We start from the raw sequence: 18,370 nt of genomic DNA, 5'->3' as shown, positions 1-18,370 counted from the left end.
GTGGGGAGCAGCGGTGGATCTGAACTTGTCGATGATCACGCGGCCGGTGGAACGACTGGTCGCGACGGCCCAGAACGGCCTGGAGGTCTTGCGGCTGGGGGGCCTCGAGACCGGCACCGTTGCGTCGCCGTCGCAGATCGTCGAGAGCGTGCCGATGTACAAGCTCCGGCGCTACTTTCCGCCCGACAACCGCCCCGGCCAGCGTCCGGTCGGCCCGCCGGTGCTGATGGTGCACCCGATGATGATGTCGGCGGACATGTGGGACGTGACCCGCGAAGACGGTGCGGTCGGAATCCTGCACTCGCACGGGCTGGACTGCTGGGTCATCGACTTCGGTTCACCCGACAAGGTCGAGGGCGGCATGCGCCGCAATCTGGCCGACCACATCGTCGCGCTCAGCCAGGCGATCGACACGGTCCGCGAGGCGACCGGCGCCGATGTGCATCTGGTCGGGTATTCGCAGGGCGGGATGTGGTGCTATCAGGTCGCCGCCTACCGTCGTTCGAAAGCGCTGGCCAGCATCGTCACCTTCGGCTCGCCGGTGGACACCCTGGCCGCGTTGCCGATGGGCATCCCGGCAAACTTCGCCCCACCCGTCGCCAACTTCATGGCCGACCACGTCTTCAGCCGCCTGGCCATCCCGGGCTGGATGGCCCGCGCCGGCTTCCAGATGCTGGATCCGCTGAAGACGGCCAAGGCTCGCGTCGACTTCGTGCGTCAGCTGCACGACCGCGAGGCGCTACTGCCTCGCGAACAACAGCGCCGGTTCCTCGAGCGCGAGGGTTGGATCGCCTGGTCCGGTCCGGCGATCTCCGAGCTGCTCAAACAATTCATCGCACACAACCGAATGATGACCGGCGGGTTCGCCGTCAACGGGCAGATGGTCACGCTCACCGACATCACCTGCCCGGTGCTGGCCTTCGTCGGCGAGGTCGATGACATCGGCCAGCCGGCGTCGGTGCGCGGCATCCGACGCGCCGCGCCCGACGCCGAGGTCTACGAAGCCCGCATCCGCACCGGTCATTTCGGCCTGGTCGTCGGATCCAAAGCGGCAGAACAGGGTTGGCCCACCGTCGCCGCGTGGATCGAGTGGCTCACCACCGGCGGCGACAAGCCCGACAACATCGACTTGATGGCCGATCAGCCCGAAGAGCACACCGACAGCGGCGTCGCGCTGAGTTCGCGGCTCACCCATGGCATCGGCGAGGCGTCGGAAGCGGCGATCGAGCTGGTGCGCGGCGCCACCGGTGCGGTGGTCGCGGCCAACAAATCCATGCGGACACTGGCCGTCGAGACCGCGCGTACGCTGCCCCGGCTGGCCCGCCTAGGGCAGATCAACGACCACACCCGAATCTCGTTGGGCCGCATCATCACCGAGCAGGCCCGCAACGCGCCGCGGGGCGAGTTCCTGCTGTTCGACGGTCGTGTGCACACCTACGAGGCGGTCGACCGCCGCATCAACAATGTTGTCCGCGGCCTCATTCGGGTCGGCGTCCGGCAGGGCGACCGGGTCGGCGTGCTGATGGAGACACGTCCCAGTGCGTTGGTCGCGATCGCCGCATTGTCCCGGCTCGGCGCCGTCGCGGTGGTGATGCGCCCCGACGCCGACCTGACCGCATCCGTGCGGCTCGGGCGGGTCAGCGAGATCATGACCGACCCCACCAACCTCGAGGCCTTACGCGATTGGCCGGGCCAGGTGTTGGTGCTCGGCGGTGGTGAGGCGCGCGACCTGCATCTGCCCGAGGACGGCAACGTCATTGACATGGAGCAGATCGACCCGGATGCGGTCGAGCTCCCCGCCTGGTATCGGCCCAACCCGGGATTGGCCCGGGATCTGGCGTTCATCGCATTCAGCGCGGTCGGCGGCGAGTTGGTGGCCAAGCAGATCACCAACTACCGGTGGGCGGTGTCGGCGTTCGGAACCGCTTCGGCGGCGGGCCTGGACCGCCGCGACACCGTGTACTGCCTGACGCCGCTGCACCACGAGTCCGCCCTGCTGGTTGCCCTGGGCGGCGCGGTCGTCGGCGGCACCCGCATCGCGTTGTCGCGCGGGCTGAACTCCGACCGGTTCGTCCATGAGATACGGCAGTATGGGGTCACCGTCGTGTCCTACACCTGGGCGATGCTGCGTGACATCGTCGACGACCCCGCCTTCGTGCTGCACGGCAATCATCCCGTCCGGCTGTTCATCGGCTCGGGTATGCCGACCGGACTATGGGAACGGGTCGTCGACGCATTCGCGCCCGCGCACGTCGTCGAGTTCTTCGCCACCACCGACGGACAGGCGGTGCTGGCCAACGTGTCCGGCGCCAAGGTCGGCTGTAAGGGTCGGCCGCTGCCCGGTGCCGGGCGCGCAGAACTCGCAGCCTACGACGCCGAACACGACCTGATCCTGGAAGACGAGCGAGGCTTCGTCCAGGTTGCCGACGTCAACCAGGTCGGGGTGCTGCTCGCGGCTTCCAACGGGCCGATCGATCCGACGGCGTCGGTCAAGCGCGGGGTTTTCGCGCCCGCCGACACGTGGATCTCCACCGAGTACCTGTTCCGCCGCGACGAGGACGGTGACTTCTGGCTGATGGGCCGGCGCGGCTCGGTGGTGCACACCGCGCGCGGGCTCGTCTATCCCGAGCCGGTCACCGACGCGCTCGGCCAGATCAACGGCGTGGACCTCGCGGTGACCTACAACGTGCCGTTCGGCAACCTGGAGGTGGCGGTGTCGGCGCTGACATTGTTGCCCGGAGCCACCATCACCGCGGCGGATCTAACCGAAGCTTTCGCCGACATGCCGGTCGGCCTGGGACCCGACATCGTTTGTGTGGTGCCGGAGATGACGCTGAGCGCGACCTACCGTCCCACCGTCAGCGCCCTGCGGGCGGCCGGGATTCCCAAATCCGGGCGACATGCCTGGTATTTCGACACCGCCAGCTCGCAGTACCGCCGGTTGACTCCGGCGATACGGGCCGAATTGGCCGCGACGTATCGAGGTGACGATGCTTGACCAGACCCTGCTGAGCATTCTGGTGTGCCCGCAGGACCGCGGCCCGCTGCAGCTTGTGTCCCAAGAAGACGGCGACGAGCTGCTCTACAACCCGCGGCTGCGCCGTGCCTACCGCATCGAGGACGGCATCCCGGTGCTGTTGATCGACGAGGCGCGCGACGTCGACGAGGACGAGCACGCCCGTCTCATGGCGCGGAGTAGTCCGGCAAGTCCCCAGTGAGGTAACGCTGCAGGTTGGGCGCGATCGTGCGGGCGATCTGTTCGGCCGGCAGCGATGCGAACGGCTCGAGTTGAAATATGTAGCGCGCCATTACCACTCCCACCAGCTGAGACGCGACGAACTGGACGCGGATGACGCCGCTGCCCGGCGGATCGTCGACGCGCGAACCCACTTCGACCGCGATGATGTCCTGGATGAAGGTGCGGAACAGGTTGACCTCCGCGCCGGCCAGGATCGACCGCAGCACCGCGATGAACCCGGTGCCCAGCTCGGAATCCCACAGCGGCAACAACATCGACGGCAGCCGGTAGCCGATCTCCTCGATCGGCACCTCGCGCAACGGGCCGATGATGTCCATCGGGTCGATCGGCATGTGGACGGCCGCGGCGAACAGCTTTTCCTTGGTGCCAAAATAGTGATGCACGAGTGCCGAATCGACACCCGCCGCAGCGGCCACCGCGCGAATCGACGTGTTGCGAATACCCTTGCTGGCAAACAACTCTCGGGCGCTGGCCAGGATGCGATCGCGGGTATCGGAATTGCCGGCCGGACGCCCGGGTCGTCTGCGCCCGGTCTTGGCAGCCGTCACGTTATGGCGTCCGTCGCCGCAGTGTCGCCGCGGCCAGGCACAGCGCCGCGAACGCCGAACCCGCCACCACGACGATGTCGCGCAGCGCGATGCCGGTCAGTTCGGTATGCGAATTGACCTGTTGCAGAGCTTCCAGCGCGTAGCTGGCCGGCATGACATTGCTGATCCATTGCAGCCAGTCTGGCATCAGCGCTCGCGGGACGATGATGCCGGCCAGCAGCAGCTGCGGCACCATCACCAGCGGGATGAACTGCACGGCCTGAAACTCGGTGCGGGCGAACGCACTACACAGCAAGCCCAGGCCGACACCCAGCACAGCGTTGACGATCGCGATCACGAACACCCACACCCAGCTGCCCAAGGTGTCAAAGCCGAGGAACCAGAACGACACGGTGCACGCCACCGTCGCCTGCGCCGCCGCGGCGATCGAGAAGGCGGTTCCGTAGGCGATCAGCAGGTCCAGCCGGCGCAGGGGAGTGGTCAGGATGCGCTCCAGCGTCCCCGAGGCCCGTTCGCGTTGCATGGTGATCGCGGTGATGATGAACATCACGAACAACGGGAAAAGGCCCAGCAGGATCAGACAGGCATTGTTGAACGGCGCCGGCGTGCCGGGCGGGTGGTGGGCATTGCGAAACATGAAGTACATCAACGTGATAACCAGAACCGGCACTGCGAGGATCATCGCGACACTGCGGTGATCGGCGGCCAGCTGACGCAGTATCCGTGTCGTGGTGGCGGTGTATCCCTTGAGCCCTATCCGGCTTCGCGCATGATGTTGCGCTTGATGATGGACAGAAACGCGTCCTCCAGTGACGTGCATCCGGTGTCCTCTCGTAGTTGGGTCGGCGTGGTGTGGGCGAGCAAGTTCCCGTCGCGCATCAGCAATAGGTCTTTGCAGCGATCGGCCTCGTCCATCACGTGACTCGAGACCAGCAGGGTGGTGCCCGCACGAGCGAGGTCGTTGAACTGCTCCCAGAGGTCGGCGCGCAGCACCGGGTCGAGGCCGACCGTGGGCTCATCGAGCACCAGCAGCTCGGGCTGGCACACCAGGGCGCAGGCCAGCGACACCCGGGTGCGCTGGCCACCGGAGAGGTTGGCGCAAAACGCGCTCCGGTGATCGGTCAGCCCGACCCGCTCGATCGCGCCGTCGGCGGCCTGGCCGTCGAAGCCGTAGAGCGACGCGAAGTAGCGAACGTTGTCGGCCACGCGCAGGTCGTTGTAGATGGTCGGGTCTTGTGGCAGATAGCCGACGCGGCGGCGCAACTCGGCGGAGCCGGCGGGTTTGCCGAGCACGGTCACCGTTCCCGCCGTCACGATCTGCGTGCCGACGATGCTTCGGATCAGCGTGGTCTTGCCGCAGCCGGACGGGCCGAGTAGGCCGGTGATGCTGCCCTTCCCGATCTGCACCGAAAAGTCGTGCAGAGCTGGGCGTTTGCCGCGGATCACGCGGAGATGGTCAATGTCGACCGCGACATCGCTGCCGGCGGAGATTAATTCATCACGAGATGAAATCATCATGTGATGAATATCGTCCTCGCGGTGAGGCTTGTCAAGGGGTGGTCGGACACCGCGAGACTGCACCTACCGACGGACGTACCCGCTAGATGCGTCGGTAGGTGCAGTCTCGACGAGGAGTCAGCTGGGGGCGCCGGGGCGGCGCAACGGCAGATGACCGTGCACGCCTTCGGCGTAGGCGGTCTCGGCGTGCTGGGTGAAGTCGACGCCGGTCGTCTCTTCCTCGGGGCTGAGCCGGAAGCCCATCAGCCGCTCGATCACCTTCGCGAGGACGAACGTCACCGCGAACGCATAGACCGCGACGACGACGATCGCCAGCGTCTGCTTGCCGAGCTGGCCGAAGCCACCCCCGTAGAACAGGCCCTGCGGGCCTGACGTCATGACGGCCGTGGCCAGCAGCCCGATCAGGAAGACCCCGACTACGCCGCCGACGAAGTGCACACCGACGACGTCGAGCGAATCGTCATAGTTGAAGCGCAGTTTCGCCGTCACCGCGAACGCGCAGACGACGCCGGCGGCCAGGCCGACGGCCGTGGCGCCGAGCGTGTTGACGGTGCCGCACGACGGGGTGATCGCGACGAGGCCCGCCACCACACCGGACGCCGCGCCGAACGTCGTAGGCCTGCCGTCGCGGATCTGCTCGACCGTCAGCCAGCCCAGCATGCCGAGGCAGCCCGCGACGAGCGTGTTGAGGAAGATGGCTGCTGCGGTCCCGTTGGCGGCCAACGCGGAACCGGCGTTGAACCCGAACCAGCCGAACCACAGCAGTCCGACACCGACGAAGAGCAGCGGTAGATTGTGCGGCCGCATGGCGTCTTTCTTGAAGCCGATGCGGGGCCCGAGCACCAGCGCCAGGGCCAGCGCCGAGGAACCCGAGACGATCTCGACGACCAGGCCACCCGCATAGTCCAGCACGCCGAGCTTGCCCAGCCAGCCGCCGGGTCCCCATACCCAGTGCGCGACAACCGAATACACGACAATCGCCCAGATCGGGACGAAGACCATCCAGGCGGCGAAGCGGGCGCGGTCGGCGATCGCGCCACTGACCAAGGCCGCCGTGATGATCGCGAAGGTCAGTTGGAACGTCGCATAGAGCAATTCGGGAACCGTGCCGTGCAGGCTGTCGGGCGTGATGCCGAGCATCCCGAGATGACTGAGGTTGCCGAGGAACCCGCCGGCGCCGTCCTCGGAGAACGCGAGCGTGTAGCCGACCAGCAGCCAGGCGACCGTGACAAGCGGAATCGAGACGAAGCTCATCATCATCATGTTGAGCACCCCGGTGGTGCGGACCATCCCGCCGTAGAAGATCGCCAGGCCGGGGGTCATCAACAGAACCAGTGCGGTACTGGCCAGCAGCCACGCGGTGGCAGCGGGGTCGATTGCATGCATTGTTTGGGCTCCTTCGCCACGCGGCAACCGGGAGTTTGCCATGTTCTGGCTCTCGGTAGGTTCGGTGGGTGGGTGCACGCAAGCTGGTAGTCGACCCGGTCGCGGCCGCGCACCGGCTACTCGGCGCCACCCTCACCGGCCGGGGCGTGCGCGCGATCGTCGTCGAGGTGGAGGCCTATGGCGGGGTTCCCGACGGCCCGTGGCCGGACGCGGCGGCGCACTCCTACCGGGGGCCCAGCGGCCGCAATGCCGTGATGTTCGGGCCGCCGGGACGGCTGTACACCTACCTCAGTCACGGGATCCACACCTGCGCCAACGTCTCGTGCGGACCCGACGGCACGGCCGCCGCGGTGCTGCTGCGCGCCGCCGTGATCGAGGACGGTATCGACATCGCCCAGGGCCGCCGCGGCGAGGCGATCCGTACCACCGCGCTGGCCCGGGGCCCCGGTAATCTGTGCGCGGCGCTGGGAATTACAATGTCCGACAACGGAATTGACCTTTTCGATCCGGGCAGCCCGGTATCGCTGGCGTTGAACCCGACCGATGGTGCGGTGGCCGGCCCCCGGGTGGGCGTCAGCCAGGCCGCCGACCGGCCGTGGCGGCTGTGGCTTGCCGGTCGACCGGAAGTCTCCGCGTACCGGCGAAGTCCGCGGGCACCTGCCCCGGGCGCCAGCGACTAGCCCAGGCATGCGGTAGCTCTCATCAGCAGCTGAGAAGTTGTCGGCTGCAACAAGCCGATCGCTCAGAATTACATCCGTGCCCGAGCTGTACGCCGGTCGAAACCGAAATTACAGGTTAAATCCCCCGAAGAGTCGCGGCCACGATACGGTAGGGCACTGTGAAGTGTGAGGTGTATGGGTGCGAGAGCGACGCCTTTTGGCCTCCGCATCGTTTGACCGAACCTCGCGGGTGGGAGTTGCCGACTGAGGTCGGGATCTGCAACGTTCACCGCGACCAGCTTTTGCAGCCGGACACTAGATGGCGTTTCCATCACGACATCAACGGCGGTCGCGAGTTGCGAGTGGGGTTTTACCAGAGCGATCTAAATGAGTTCGAGGTGCTAGACGGCCCCACGGAAGCGATCGGGTACGGCGTCGGCCATGAGGTAAGTCACCCTGAGGACGATGGAATATATTTTCCTGTCACGGTGCGTCGCCGCGGCCGAGAAACTCAAGAGACGATCACTCTCGTCATGACACCAGAGCGGCTAAGAATCTTCGCTGAATTTCTTGGAGCGGTGGCTGGGCTTGGAGACCAGTCGACCAGCCCTGACCAGGCGTAGCAAACAGTTGCGTCGTTGAATCGGATAGCGCCTCTACCTGTGCTTCTGCGGAACTGACATAGAACATCTATCGAGTAGTCTTCGCCTCGCGAAGACAGTGACGTCTTTGCAAGTCAAGGGACCGGCCATGTCGAAAGTTTCGGGGACCTCTCGCGCGCGAAGCGGAGCCACACGTCAAGGCGCGTGGGTGCACTGCGAAAATCAACCATATGATTCTTCACGAGCTGAGTTGGCGCGAGCTGATCGCCCAGGCCACTGACCTTGATGCGCTGGCCGGTGAAATGCGGCGCGGGCCATTGACGGTGTATGCAGGGTTCGACCCCACAGCGCCCAGCTTGCATGCGGGCCATCTGGTGCCGCTTCTAACACTGCGCCGGTTTCAGCGGGCAGGAAACCGGCCCATCGTCCTCGCGGGTGGCGCTACCGGGATGATCGGGGACCCGCGTGATGTGGGTGAACGCGGCCTCAACGATGCCGACGTTGTCGCCGATTGGACGGAGCGGATTCGGGGTCAGTTGGAACGTTTCGTCGACTTTGACGACTCAGCCACAGGCGCGATCGTGGAAGACAATCTTAAGTGGACAAGCAAGATGTCGGCGATCGAGTTCCTGCGGGACCTCGGCAGGCATTTCTCAGTCAACGTGATGCTGGATCGCGACACCATCCGGCGGCGGCTCGAGGGCGACGGGATCTCTTACACCGAGTTCAGTTATATGCTGCTGCAGGCCAACGACTATGCCGAATTAAATGCGCGCCATGGCTGCGCACTGCAGATCGGCGGTTCCGATCAGTGGGGCAACATCATCGCAGGCGTTCGTCTCGTCCGCCAGAAGTTCAGTAGGACGGTGCATGCGCTGACGGTTCCCTTGGTGACGTCAACCGATGGTACTAAGTTTGGAAAATCGACCGGCGGCGGCAACCTGTGGTTGGACCCACACCTGACTAGTCCATATGCCTGGTATCAGTACTTCGTCAACACTGCCGATGCGGACGTGATTCGCTACCTGCAGTGGTTCACTTTCGTGTCCGCGGAAGAGCTAAAAGAGCTTAGAAACGCCACGGCCCACCAGCCGGAGAAGCGTCTCGCTCAACGGCGATTGGCGAGAGAGATTACAACTCTGGTGCATGGAAACGGCGCAACCGTGGCGGTCGAACACGCTAGCCGTGCCCTCTTCGGACAGGGGGACTTAGACCGCCTTGACGAGGCAACATTGACGGCGGCGCTGCGTGAGGCTCCGCACGCCAGCCTTGCCGAGGTCAAGCCGGACGGCGTTTACACGATCGTCGACCTGCTGGTGGCCAGCGGCCTGTCGGCCAGCAAGGGCGCCGCACGACGCACGATCGGTGAGGGCGGCGTTTCGGTCAACAACGTTCGGATCGACAGCGACGAATGGTCGCCGCAGGACTCGGATTTCCTCCACGGCCGGTGGCTGGTGCTGCGTCGGGGAAAGCGCAACATCGCCGGCATCGAGAAGGTCTAGAAGAAAGTATTCAGCGGAGATCTCGTCAATCGGAGGGGAAGCCGATATGAGAGGAGGGGAGCCTCGTTTGAAAGGAGCGACGAGATCCCCGCTGTGAGAACTAGTTTTCCTGCAGTGAGCGATCCCGGGTATCCCTCAACCGGTTGAATCGCGGGTGGAAATACCGTGTCCACCATTCGGGGGACACCAGCGTCTGGCGCGGCGGCGCTGACGATCTCAAATCGCTTGGGCGACAACGGATTCGGTGTATTGATCTGACCGTCCGTCGGTGGTGGGCGATCGGCGGCGCAACATATTGCACCCGAGGTTGTCAAGACGTCCGGAGCAAAACGCGGTGGTATACAAACCTTTACCTGGCCGTGCCCTAAACGTGACACTCGTTGGCCACTGTAGTCACAGTGAATTTGCGCAGCCACCACACCATCGACGAGAGCGAGAGATGACGGCGCAATCAATGACGTACCAGTGGACCTTGCGGGCCGGCGCAGAAATCAAGGCCTTCGCGTTTATGGTCTTGACCGCGGCTTTGATTGTCGCGGCGGCATCGATGGCTGCCCCCATTCGCGCTGACATCGCGGGCAACGCCTTCCTGTCCAGGCTGACCAATGCCGGTATTGCCGTCACCGCGCCGGCCGCCGCACTGGCACAGGGGCAGTCGGTCTGCCCGATGCTGGTCGAGCCGGGCCGGTCGTTCGATTCGGTCGTCTCGGAAGTGTCCAGCGGCAACGGCATGACCGAGAAAAATGCGGGCATCTTCACGATCATCGCGATCGCGACCTTCTGTCCTTCGATGATCGCGCCGTTGGTTCCGGACCGATTCAAGGCGTAGCAAGACCCACACCGGGGTGCCCGTATCCTTTTCGAGGAGACCGGGAGCAATCGAGGTGAACGACACGAGTGGGCGACGACAGACAGCGTCACAACGGCGAACGACGCCCGCGCACGGGGTCTGGCGGCGCACCGAAGCCGCGCACGGCGCGTGATGTTCCGTGGTCCGGACCGGGCCGCGCTCGCGCAGCCCAGCCGCGGAACACTCCGGAGGACCGCGATCGCCCGGCGGACAACGGGCCTCCGATACCGCCCGACGTGGACCCCAAACAACTGGCTCCCGAAATCCGCGGCGAACTGAGCACCTTGGACCGCGCCACCGCCGATGCGGTGGCACGCCACCTGGTCGCCGCCGGTGAGCTGATGGACGAAGACCCCGAAGCCGCCCTGAACCATGCCCGTGCCGCGCGCGCCAGGTCCAGCAGGATCGCCGCCATCCGCGAAGCGGTCGGCATCGCCGCATACCGCAACGGCGACTGGGCCCAGGCGCTGTCCGAACTGCGTGCCGCCCGCCGAATGGGCAGTAAGTCCTCGTTGTTGGCGTTGATCGCGGATTGTGAACGCGGCCTTGGCCGTCCGGAGCGGGCGATCGAACTGGCCCGCGGGGACGAGGCGGCCCAGCTGTCCGGCGACGACGCCGACGAGTTGCGCATCGTGATCGCAGGCGCCCGTTCCGATCTCGGCCAACTCGAACAGGCGCTGACCCTGTTGTCCACGCCGCAACTGGACCCGAGCCGTTCCGGCACGACGGCCGCCCGGCTGTTCTACGCCTACGCCGACACCCTGCTGGCACTCGGCCGCAATGACGAAGCCCTGCAATGGTTTTTGCACTCCGCAGCCGCCGACGTCGACGGCGTGACCGACGCCGAAGACCGGGTCAGCGAGCTGGGCTGACGATGCTGGGTTCGATCAAATGAAAAGCATTGCGCAGGAATATGATTGCCTGCTCATCGATCTGGATGGAACCGTGTTCCGTGGCCACAGCGCCACCGAAGGTGCGGTGCAGACGCTCGACGAGGTAACCAGCCGCAAGCTGTTCGTCACCAACAACGCATCCCGTAGCGCCGACGAAGTAGCGACCCACCTGCGTGACCTCGGGTTCACCGCCAGCGGCGACGACGTCGTCACCAGCGCCCAGAGTGCCGCACGCCTGCTTTCCGGTGAGCTGCCGCCGGATTCGCCCGTGCTGATCGTCGGTACCGACTCGCTGGCCAACGAGATCTCCGCGGTCGGGCTGCGTCCGGTGCGCCGCTTCGACGACAACCCGGTCGCGGTCGTCCAAGGACTGTCGATGACGATCGGCTGGCCCGACCTGGCCGAGGCCGCACTCGCCATTCGGGCCGGCGCGCTGTGGGTGGCGGCCAATATCGACGCCACGCTGCCCACCGAGCGCGGGCTGCTGCCCGGCAACGGATCTCTGGTGGCCGCGCTGCGGGCGGCGACCGGGGCCGAACCCAAGGTGGCCGGAAAGCCCGCCCCGACACTGCTCGACGATGCTGTCGCCCGCGGCGACTACCGCGCGCCGTTGGTGATCGGCGACCGCCTCGACACCGACATCGAGGGCGCCAATGCCGCGAGGTTGCCCAGCCTGATGGTGCTGACCGGGGTGAGCAGCGCGCGCGACGCGGTGTACGCAAGCGCCGAGCAGCGCCCCACCTACATCGGCCACGACCTGCGGGCCCTGCACCAGGACAGCGACCTGCTGGCGGTCGGGCCGCAGCCCGGCTGGGCGATCGACGTCGCCGACGGTGCGGTGACGGTCACCGGCACGGACGCGGTGGACGACGACGGGGACGGGCTGTCGATCGTGCGGGCCGTCGCCAGCGCGGTGTGGGGCGGCGATTACTCCGATTTCCAGGGGCGGCCGGCGCGCATCCGGCCCGGCGACGACCGGGCCCGCGACGCGCTCGAGCGCTGGTCTCTCGTGCATGGGGACTAGCGGATGACTACCGTAGAACCGCAATGAATATCGATCCCGAACAGATTCGCGCCGACATCGACAACCTGCTGGCGCAGCTGCCCGACCTGGCCGACCCGGAAAACCGGGAGACCGGGCCGTCCCTCGCCGAGCTCGAAGACATCGCACGCCGGCTATCGCAGGCCCATGACGTGCTGCTGGCCGCGCTGGAGTCGGCGGAGAAGGGCTGAGGTGCGGGCATGGCACGCCGCGCCCGCGTTGACGCCGAGCTGGTGCGTCGCGGACTTGCGCGATCTCGTCAGCAGGCCGCCGAGTTGATCGGCGCCGGCAAGGTCAGCATCGACGGCATGCCCGCGGTCAAGCCCGGCACCGCCGTCGCGGCGACCGCGGCCCTGACCGTCGCCGACGACGGCGAGCGCCGATGGGTGTCGCGCGGCGCACACAAGCTGATCGGTGCGCTCGACGCGTTCGAGATCCCGGTCGCGGGCCGTCGCTGCCTGGACGCCGGCGCCTCGACCGGCGGCTTCACCGAGGTCCTGCTGGATCGTGGCGCCGCCGAGGTGGTGGCCGCCGATGTGGGTTACGGCCAGCTGGCCTGGTCGCTGCGCTCTGACTCGCGGGTGATCGTCGTCGAGCGGACCAATGTGCGCGACCTGTCGCCCGAGGCGATCGGCGGGCGTGTCGACCTCGTGGTGGCTGACCTGTCGTTTATCTCGCTGTCCACCGTGTTGCCCGCGCTGGCTGGTTGCACCAACCCCGGCGCGGATATCGTTCCCATGGTGAAGCCGCAGTTTGAGGTCGGGAAGGGCCAGGTCGGTGCCGGCGGGGTCGTCCATGACCCCGCGATGCGCGCCGACTCGGTGCTGGCCGTCGCGGGACGTGCCGGCCAGCTGGGCTGGCACACCGTCGACGTCACGGCCAGTCCGCTACCGGGACCATCGGGCAATGTCGAATATTTCCTGTGGTTGCGCGCCGACACCGAGCGGGCGCTGACCGCCGACGGGCTTGTCGACGCGGTGCGGCGCGCGGTAGCGCAGGGCCCGCAATGACCGCCGAACGCACCATCCTGCTGGTCGTGCACACCGGACGCGAGGAAGCCACCGAGACCGCGCAGCGCGTTCAGAAAGTGTTGAGCGACAACGGAATTGCGCTTCGCGTATTGTCGGCCGAGGCCGTCGATCGGGGGCCGCTGCCACTGTCTCCCGACGACGTACGGGCGATGGGCGTCGAAATCGAGGTGGTCGACGCCGAGCCCGACGCAGCCGAGGGCTGCGAGTTGGTGCTGGTGCTCGGCGGCGACGGAACCTTCCTGCGCGCGGCGGAATTCGCGCGAAACGCGGGCATTCCGGTGCTGGGCGTCAACCTCGGGCGGATCGGCTTTCTCGCCGAGGCCGAAGCCGAAGCCATCGACCGGGTGCTCGAACATGTGGTCGCGCAGGACTACCGGGTGGAGGAGCGCCTGACGCTCGACATCGCGGTACGGCATCGCGGGAAGGTGATCGACCAGGGCTGGGCGCTCAACGAGGCCAGCCTGGAGAAGGGTCCGCGGTTGGGCGTACTCGGCGTGGTCGTCGAAATCGAGGGCCGGCCGGTGTCGACCTTCGGTTGCGACGGCGTCCTGGTGTCGACGCCGACCGGGTCGACCGCCTACGCCTTCTCCGCCGGCGGCCCGGTGCTGTGGCCGGACCTCGAGGCAATCCTGGTGGTGCCCAACAACGCTCACGCACTGTTCGGGCGGCCGATGGTCACCAGCCCGGAGGCCACGATCGCGATCGAGATCGAGGCAAGCGGCAACGACGCCCTGGTGTTCTGCGACGGCCGTCGCGAAATGGTGCTCCCCGCAGGAGGCCGGCTCGAGGTGAAACGCTGTGGCACCGCGGTGAAATGGGCGCGGTTGGACAGCGCGCCGTTCACCGACCGACTGGTGCGCAAATTCCGCCTGCCCGTGACCGGTTGGCGCGGAAAGTAACGGCGCCGTAGCGGTGCTGATGCAATGCTGACCGAAATCCGCATCGAGTCATTGGGTGCGATCAGCTCTGCCGTCGGGGAGTTCGACCGCGGCCTGACCGTACTGACCGGTGAGACCGGCACCGGCAAGACCATGGTGGTGACGGGACTCCACCTGCTCGGCGGCGCCCGTGCCGACGCCAACCGGGTGCGTTCGGGTGCCGAACGCGCGGTCGTCGAAGGACGGTTCACCACAACCGATCTCGATGACACTGTGATCGCGCAGCTGGACGAGATGCTGGATGCGTCCGGCGGGGAGCGCGACGAGGACGGCAGCGTGATCGCGTTGCGCTCGGTCAGCCGTGACGGGCCATCGCGTGCATACCTCGGCGGTCGCAGCGTGCCGGCGAAATCGTTGGGGGACTTCACGACCGGGCTGCTGACCCTGCACGGCCAGAACGACCAGCTGCGGTTGATGCGGCCCGAGGAGCAACGCGGCGCGCTGGACCGGTTCGCGAAGGCCGGCACCGCGCTGGAGCGTTACCGCAAAGTGCGCGACGCCTGGCTCACGGCGCGGCGCGACCTGTTCGACCGGCGCAACCGCATGCGCGAGCTTGCGCTGGAGGCCGACCGGCTGAGCTTCGCGCTCAACGAGATCGATGCCGTGGACCCGCAGCCCGGCGAGGACGACGCCCTGGTTGCCGACATCGTGCGACTGTCCGAGCTGGACACTTTGCGCGAGGCCGCGGCCACCGCCCGCGAAGCGCTCTCGACCGAGGAGCTGTCGGGCGCCAGCGCGGCCGACACTCTCGGACGGGCAAGGGCCGCACTGGAATCCACCGACGACGCCAAGCTGCACGCGTTGGCCGAGCAGGTGCGCGAGGCGCAGACCGTGGTCGCCGACGCGGCCCAGGAACTCGGCGGCTACCTGGAAGAGCTGCCGGTCGATGCCAGCGCCCTGGAATCCAAGCTGGCCCGCCAAGCCGAGTTGCGCACATTGACCCGCAAGTACGCCGCGGACGTCGACGGCGTGCTGGCCTGGGCGGCCGAATCCCGCGACCGGCTGGCCCAACTCGACGTGTCCGAGGAAGGGCTGGCGGCGCTGGAACGCCGAGCCGACGAGCTCGCGGGCGAATTGGCAGAGGCCGCAATCGATCTCAGTAAGGCCCGGCGCAAGGCGGCGAAGAAGCTGGCCAAGGAGGTGACCGCCGAGCTGTCCGGGCTGGCGATGGCCGATGCCGAATTCACCATCGAGGTGTGCACCGACATCGCTACCGAGAAGGACGACCCGGCCGCCCTGATGCTCCCGTCCGGCGAGCTGGCCCGCGCCGGTGGCGACGGCATCGACCAGGTCGAGTTCGGCTTCGCCGCGCACCGCGGCATGACGGTGCTGCCGCTGGCCAAGAGCGCCTCGGGCGGTGAGCTGTCCCGGGTGATGTTGGCGTTGGAAGTGGTGCTGGCCGCATCGGCGGCGGGCACCACGATGGTGTTCGACGAGGTCGACGCCGGGGTCGGTGGCCGGGCGGCTGTCCAGATCGGGCGGCGGCTGGCACGGCTGGCACGTACTCACCAGGTCATCGTGGTGACCCACCTGCCGCAGGTCGCGGCCTACGCCGACGTGCACCTGGTGGTGCATCCGGCCGGGCCGCGGGGGACCAGTGTGGTGCGGCGGGTCACCGACGACGAGCGGGTCGCCGAGCTGGCGCGGATGCTGGCCGGTCTCGGCGAATCCGACAGCGGCCGCGCGCACGCCCGGGAGCTGCTCGCCGGCGCCCAAAACGACGAGATCTGACCGTCGTCGCCCCGCGCACGTCGACTCGGGGTGGGAATTGGCACCCATTCATCCCGACTAGTCGACGGCCGAGACCAGACCGAAATCCGCCTGTTACGGATGTGACTCTAGATAACTTCTGGGGCTAATGTTACGGCGCGCCTCCACCCCTGGGCCGCCGATCGCGGACAGAATCGCCCCCATGAAGATGTCAGGGCTGCTAACACGTAATGCTTCCCGGCCGGGTCTGACCGGCACCGCACGGGTGGACCGCAACATCGACCGCCTGCTGCGCCGGGTCTGCCCGGGAGACATCGTGGTTCTCGACGTCCTGGACCTGGACCGCATCACCGCCGAGGCGCTGGTCGAGGCCGACATTGCCGCCGTCGTCAACGCCTCGCCGTCGGTCTCCGGCCGCTACCCGAACATGGGGCCGGAGGTGCTGGTCAACAACGGCGTCACGCTGATCGACGAGACCGGGCCGGACATCTTCAAGAAGGTCAAGGACGGCGCCAAGATCCGGCTGTATGAAGGCGGGGTGTACGCCGGCGAGCGTCGGCTGATCCGCGGCACCGAGCGCACCGACCACGACATCGCCGACCTGATGCGCGAGGCCAAGAGTGGCCTGGCCGCCCACCTGGAGGCGTTCGCCGGCAACACAATTGAGTTCATCAAGAGCGAGAGTCCGCTGCTGATCGACGGCATCGGTATTCCCGACGTCGACATCGACCTGCGCCGCCGCCACGTGGTGATCGTCGCCGATGAGGACAGTGCCGCCGACGACCTACGCTCGCTGAAGCCGTTCATCAAGGAGTACCAGCCGGTCCTGATCGGCGTGGGCAGCGGCGCCGACGTGCTGCGCAAGGCGGGCTATCGGCCGCAGCTGATCGTCGGCGACCCGGAGCAGATCAGCACCGAAGCACTCAAGTGCGGCGCCCACGTCGTGCTGCCGGCCGATGCCGACGGCCACGCGCCCGGGCTGGAGCGCATCCAGGACCTCGGCGTCGGGGCGATGACCTTCCCCGCCGCGGGTTCGGCCGTCGACCTGGCCCTGCTGCTGGCCGACCACCACGGCGCGGCGCTGCTGGTGACGGCCGGCCACACCGCCAACATCGAGACGTTCTTCGACCGGACGCGCACCCAGAGCAACCCGTCGACGTTTTTGACCAGGCTTCGGGTCGGGGAAAAGGTGGTCGACGCGAAGGCCGTCGCCACCCTTTACCGCAACCACATCTCGGGCGGCGCCATCGCGCTGCTGGCGCTGACGATGCTGATCGCCGTCATCGTCGCGCTGTGGGTATCGCGCACCGACGGCGTGGTGTTGCACTGGGCCACCGACTACTGGAATCACTTCTCCCTGTGGATTCAGCACCTGATCACGTAGTCCGATCTAAGGGAGTGCGCTCATGATCTCGCTACGCCAACATGCCTTGTCGCTGGCCGCGGTCTTCCTCGCGTTGGCCGTCGGCGTCGTCCTGGGCTCGGGCTTTTTGTCCGACAGCCTGCTCTCCAGCCTGCGTAACGAGAAGCGCGACCTCTACTCGCAGATCAACGGTCTCAACGACCAGAAGAATGTCCTCAATGAAAAGCTCAGCGCGGCAAACAATTTCGACAACCAGCTGATGGGCCGGATCGTACACGACGGGCTGGCCGGCAAATCCGTCGTCGTCTTCCGAACTCCGGACGCCAAGGACGACGACGTTGCCGCGGTCGCGAAGGTCGTCGGCCAGGCCGGCGGCACCGTCACGGGGACAGTGGCACTGACCCAAGAGTTCGTCGACGCCAACTCGGCCGAGAAACTGCGGACCGTGGTGAACTCGTCGGTGCTGCCCGCCGGCCAGCAACTCAGCACCAAACTCGTCGACCAGGGATCCCAAGCCGGTGACCTGTTGGGTATCGCCCTGCTGATCAACGCCAACCCGGCGGTCCCGCCGGTAGATGACACGCAGCGCGACACCGTGCTGGCGGCGCTGCGCGAGACCGGGTTCGTCACGTATCAGCCCAGCGACCACATGGCAGCGGCCAACGCCGCGCTGATCGTCACCGGTGGCGCGCTGCCGCAAGACGCCGGGAACCAGGGAGTCAGCGTGGCCCGCTTCGCCGCGGCGCTGGCGCCGCACGGCTCGGGCACGCTGCTGGCCGGGCGGGACGGATCGTCGACGGGCGGTGCCGCGGTCGCGGTGGCACGCGCCGACACCGGCATCAACTCCGCGATCAGCACCGTCGACGATGTCGAGGCCGCGCCGGGTCGGATCACCGCGATCCTCGGGCTGCACGACCTGCTCAATGGTGGCCATGTCGGCCAGTACGGCACCGGCCACGGCGCCACCTCGATCACCGTCGCGCAGTAGCTGCTGTCCGGTTGCCGGGCGTGTTAGCCGCGAGCTGGGGTCGCTGGTGTTAGGGTGGATTTCCGTGGGTCGGCAGGCCCA

The 18,370-nt window shown here is 67.0% G+C and carries 17 protein-coding genes; 13 read left to right on the top strand and 4 right to left on the bottom strand.

From position 1 onward, the window contains the following. Nucleotides 1-31 precede the first annotated feature (31 nt). Both ACAG21_RS16690 and ACAG21_RS16685 read left to right on the top strand, forming a co-directional pair. Nucleotides 32-2,998 carry an acyl-CoA synthetase gene (locus tag ACAG21_RS16690; protein WP_370497368.1) on the top strand — a complete coding sequence of 989 codons (2,967 nt, stop codon included), beginning with the start codon at nt 32-34 and terminating at the stop codon, nt 2,996-2,998. After that, entirely contained in the window at nt 2,991-3,218 is a 228-nt protein-coding gene (locus tag ACAG21_RS16685) for a Trm112 family protein (protein ID WP_370497307.1), read from the top strand. The genes ACAG21_RS16690 and ACAG21_RS16685 overlap by 8 nt, the downstream gene beginning before the upstream one ends. Here ACAG21_RS16685 and ACAG21_RS16680 read toward each other — a convergent pair. From ACAG21_RS16680 to ACAG21_RS16665, 4 genes are all read right to left on the bottom strand, one after another. Beyond that, entirely contained in the window at nt 3,184-3,807 is a 624-nt protein-coding gene (locus tag ACAG21_RS16680) for a TetR family transcriptional regulator (RefSeq protein ID WP_370497305.1), read from the bottom strand. The genes ACAG21_RS16685 and ACAG21_RS16680 overlap by 35 nt on opposite strands. Before the next feature lies 1 nt (nt 3,808). Then, nucleotides 3,809-4,627: an ABC transporter permease gene (locus tag ACAG21_RS16675; RefSeq protein ID WP_370497303.1), complete on the bottom strand. Its 819-nt coding sequence runs from the start codon at nt 4,625-4,627 to the stop codon at nt 3,809-3,811. Beyond that, on the bottom strand, nt 4,561-5,325 hold the full coding sequence (locus tag ACAG21_RS16670) for an ABC transporter ATP-binding protein (protein ID WP_370497301.1): 765 nt from the start codon (nt 5,323-5,325) through the stop codon (nt 4,561-4,563). Before ACAG21_RS16670 ends, ACAG21_RS16675 begins: the two co-directional genes overlap by 67 nt. Nucleotides 5,326-5,442: 117 nt before the next feature. Next, nucleotides 5,443-6,711, bottom strand: a complete 1,269-nt coding sequence (locus ACAG21_RS16665) for an ammonium transporter (protein WP_370497299.1) — start codon at nt 6,709-6,711, stop codon at nt 5,443-5,445. 68 nt (nt 6,712-6,779) lie between these two features. On the opposite strand from ACAG21_RS16665, the gene ACAG21_RS16660 reads away from it, so the two are divergent. The 11 genes from ACAG21_RS16660 (at nt 6,780) to ACAG21_RS16610 (ending at nt 18,289) form a co-directional block, all read left to right on the top strand. Next, entirely contained in the window at nt 6,780-7,391 is a 612-nt protein-coding gene (locus ACAG21_RS16660) for a DNA-3-methyladenine glycosylase (protein WP_370497298.1), read from the top strand. A gap of 802 nt (nt 7,392-8,193) precedes the next feature. Further along, complete coding sequence (gene tyrS / locus ACAG21_RS16655; RefSeq protein ID WP_370497366.1) at nt 8,194-9,474, top strand: tyrosine--tRNA ligase; 1,281 nt, start codon at nt 8,194-8,196, stop codon at nt 9,472-9,474. Between the two features lie 454 nt (nt 9,475-9,928). Next, complete coding sequence (locus ACAG21_RS16650) at nt 9,929-10,303, top strand: DUF732 domain-containing protein (protein WP_370497296.1); 375 nt, start codon at nt 9,929-9,931, stop codon at nt 10,301-10,303. A 68-nt stretch (nt 10,304-10,371) separates the two neighbouring features. Further along, nucleotides 10,372-11,196 (top strand): tetratricopeptide repeat protein, encoded by an 825-nt coding sequence (locus tag ACAG21_RS16645; protein ID WP_370497295.1) that lies wholly within the window; start codon nt 10,372-10,374, stop codon nt 11,194-11,196. 19 nt (nt 11,197-11,215) lie between these two features. Then, a complete protein-coding gene (locus ACAG21_RS16640; RefSeq protein ID WP_370497293.1) occupies nt 11,216-12,241 on the top strand; it encodes an HAD-IIA family hydrolase in 1,026 nt (341 codons plus the stop codon). Nucleotides 12,242-12,264: 23 nt separating this feature from the next. Continuing rightward, entirely contained in the window at nt 12,265-12,450 is a 186-nt protein-coding gene (locus ACAG21_RS16635; protein WP_096287257.1) for a hypothetical protein, read from the top strand. Between the two features lie 9 nt (nt 12,451-12,459). Then, on the top strand, nt 12,460-13,269 hold the full coding sequence (locus ACAG21_RS16630; RefSeq protein ID WP_370497292.1) for a TlyA family RNA methyltransferase: 810 nt from the start codon (nt 12,460-12,462) through the stop codon (nt 13,267-13,269). Next, complete coding sequence (locus tag ACAG21_RS16625) at nt 13,266-14,189, top strand: NAD kinase (protein WP_370497290.1); 924 nt, start codon at nt 13,266-13,268, stop codon at nt 14,187-14,189. The genes ACAG21_RS16630 and ACAG21_RS16625 overlap by 4 nt, the downstream gene beginning before the upstream one ends. A gap of 24 nt (nt 14,190-14,213) precedes the next feature. Continuing rightward, a complete protein-coding gene (gene recN / locus ACAG21_RS16620) occupies nt 14,214-15,959 on the top strand; it encodes a DNA repair protein RecN (protein WP_370497289.1) in 1,746 nt (581 codons plus the stop codon). 181 nt (nt 15,960-16,140) lie between these two features. After that, nucleotides 16,141-17,322: a putative cytokinetic ring protein SteA gene (gene steA, locus ACAG21_RS16615; RefSeq protein WP_370497288.1), complete on the top strand. Its 1,182-nt coding sequence runs from the start codon at nt 16,141-16,143 to the stop codon at nt 17,320-17,322. Between the two features lie 22 nt (nt 17,323-17,344). Further along, entirely contained in the window at nt 17,345-18,289 is a 945-nt protein-coding gene (locus tag ACAG21_RS16610; RefSeq protein WP_370497286.1) for a copper transporter, read from the top strand. Nucleotides 18,290-18,370: the final 81 nt, after the last annotated feature.

It is taken from the genome of Mycobacterium sp. pR1184 (assembly GCF_041287235.1).
GTDB lineage: Bacteria > Actinomycetota > Actinomycetes > Mycobacteriales > Mycobacteriaceae > Mycobacterium.
This window is presented reverse-complemented; position numbering and strand designations above follow the sequence as displayed.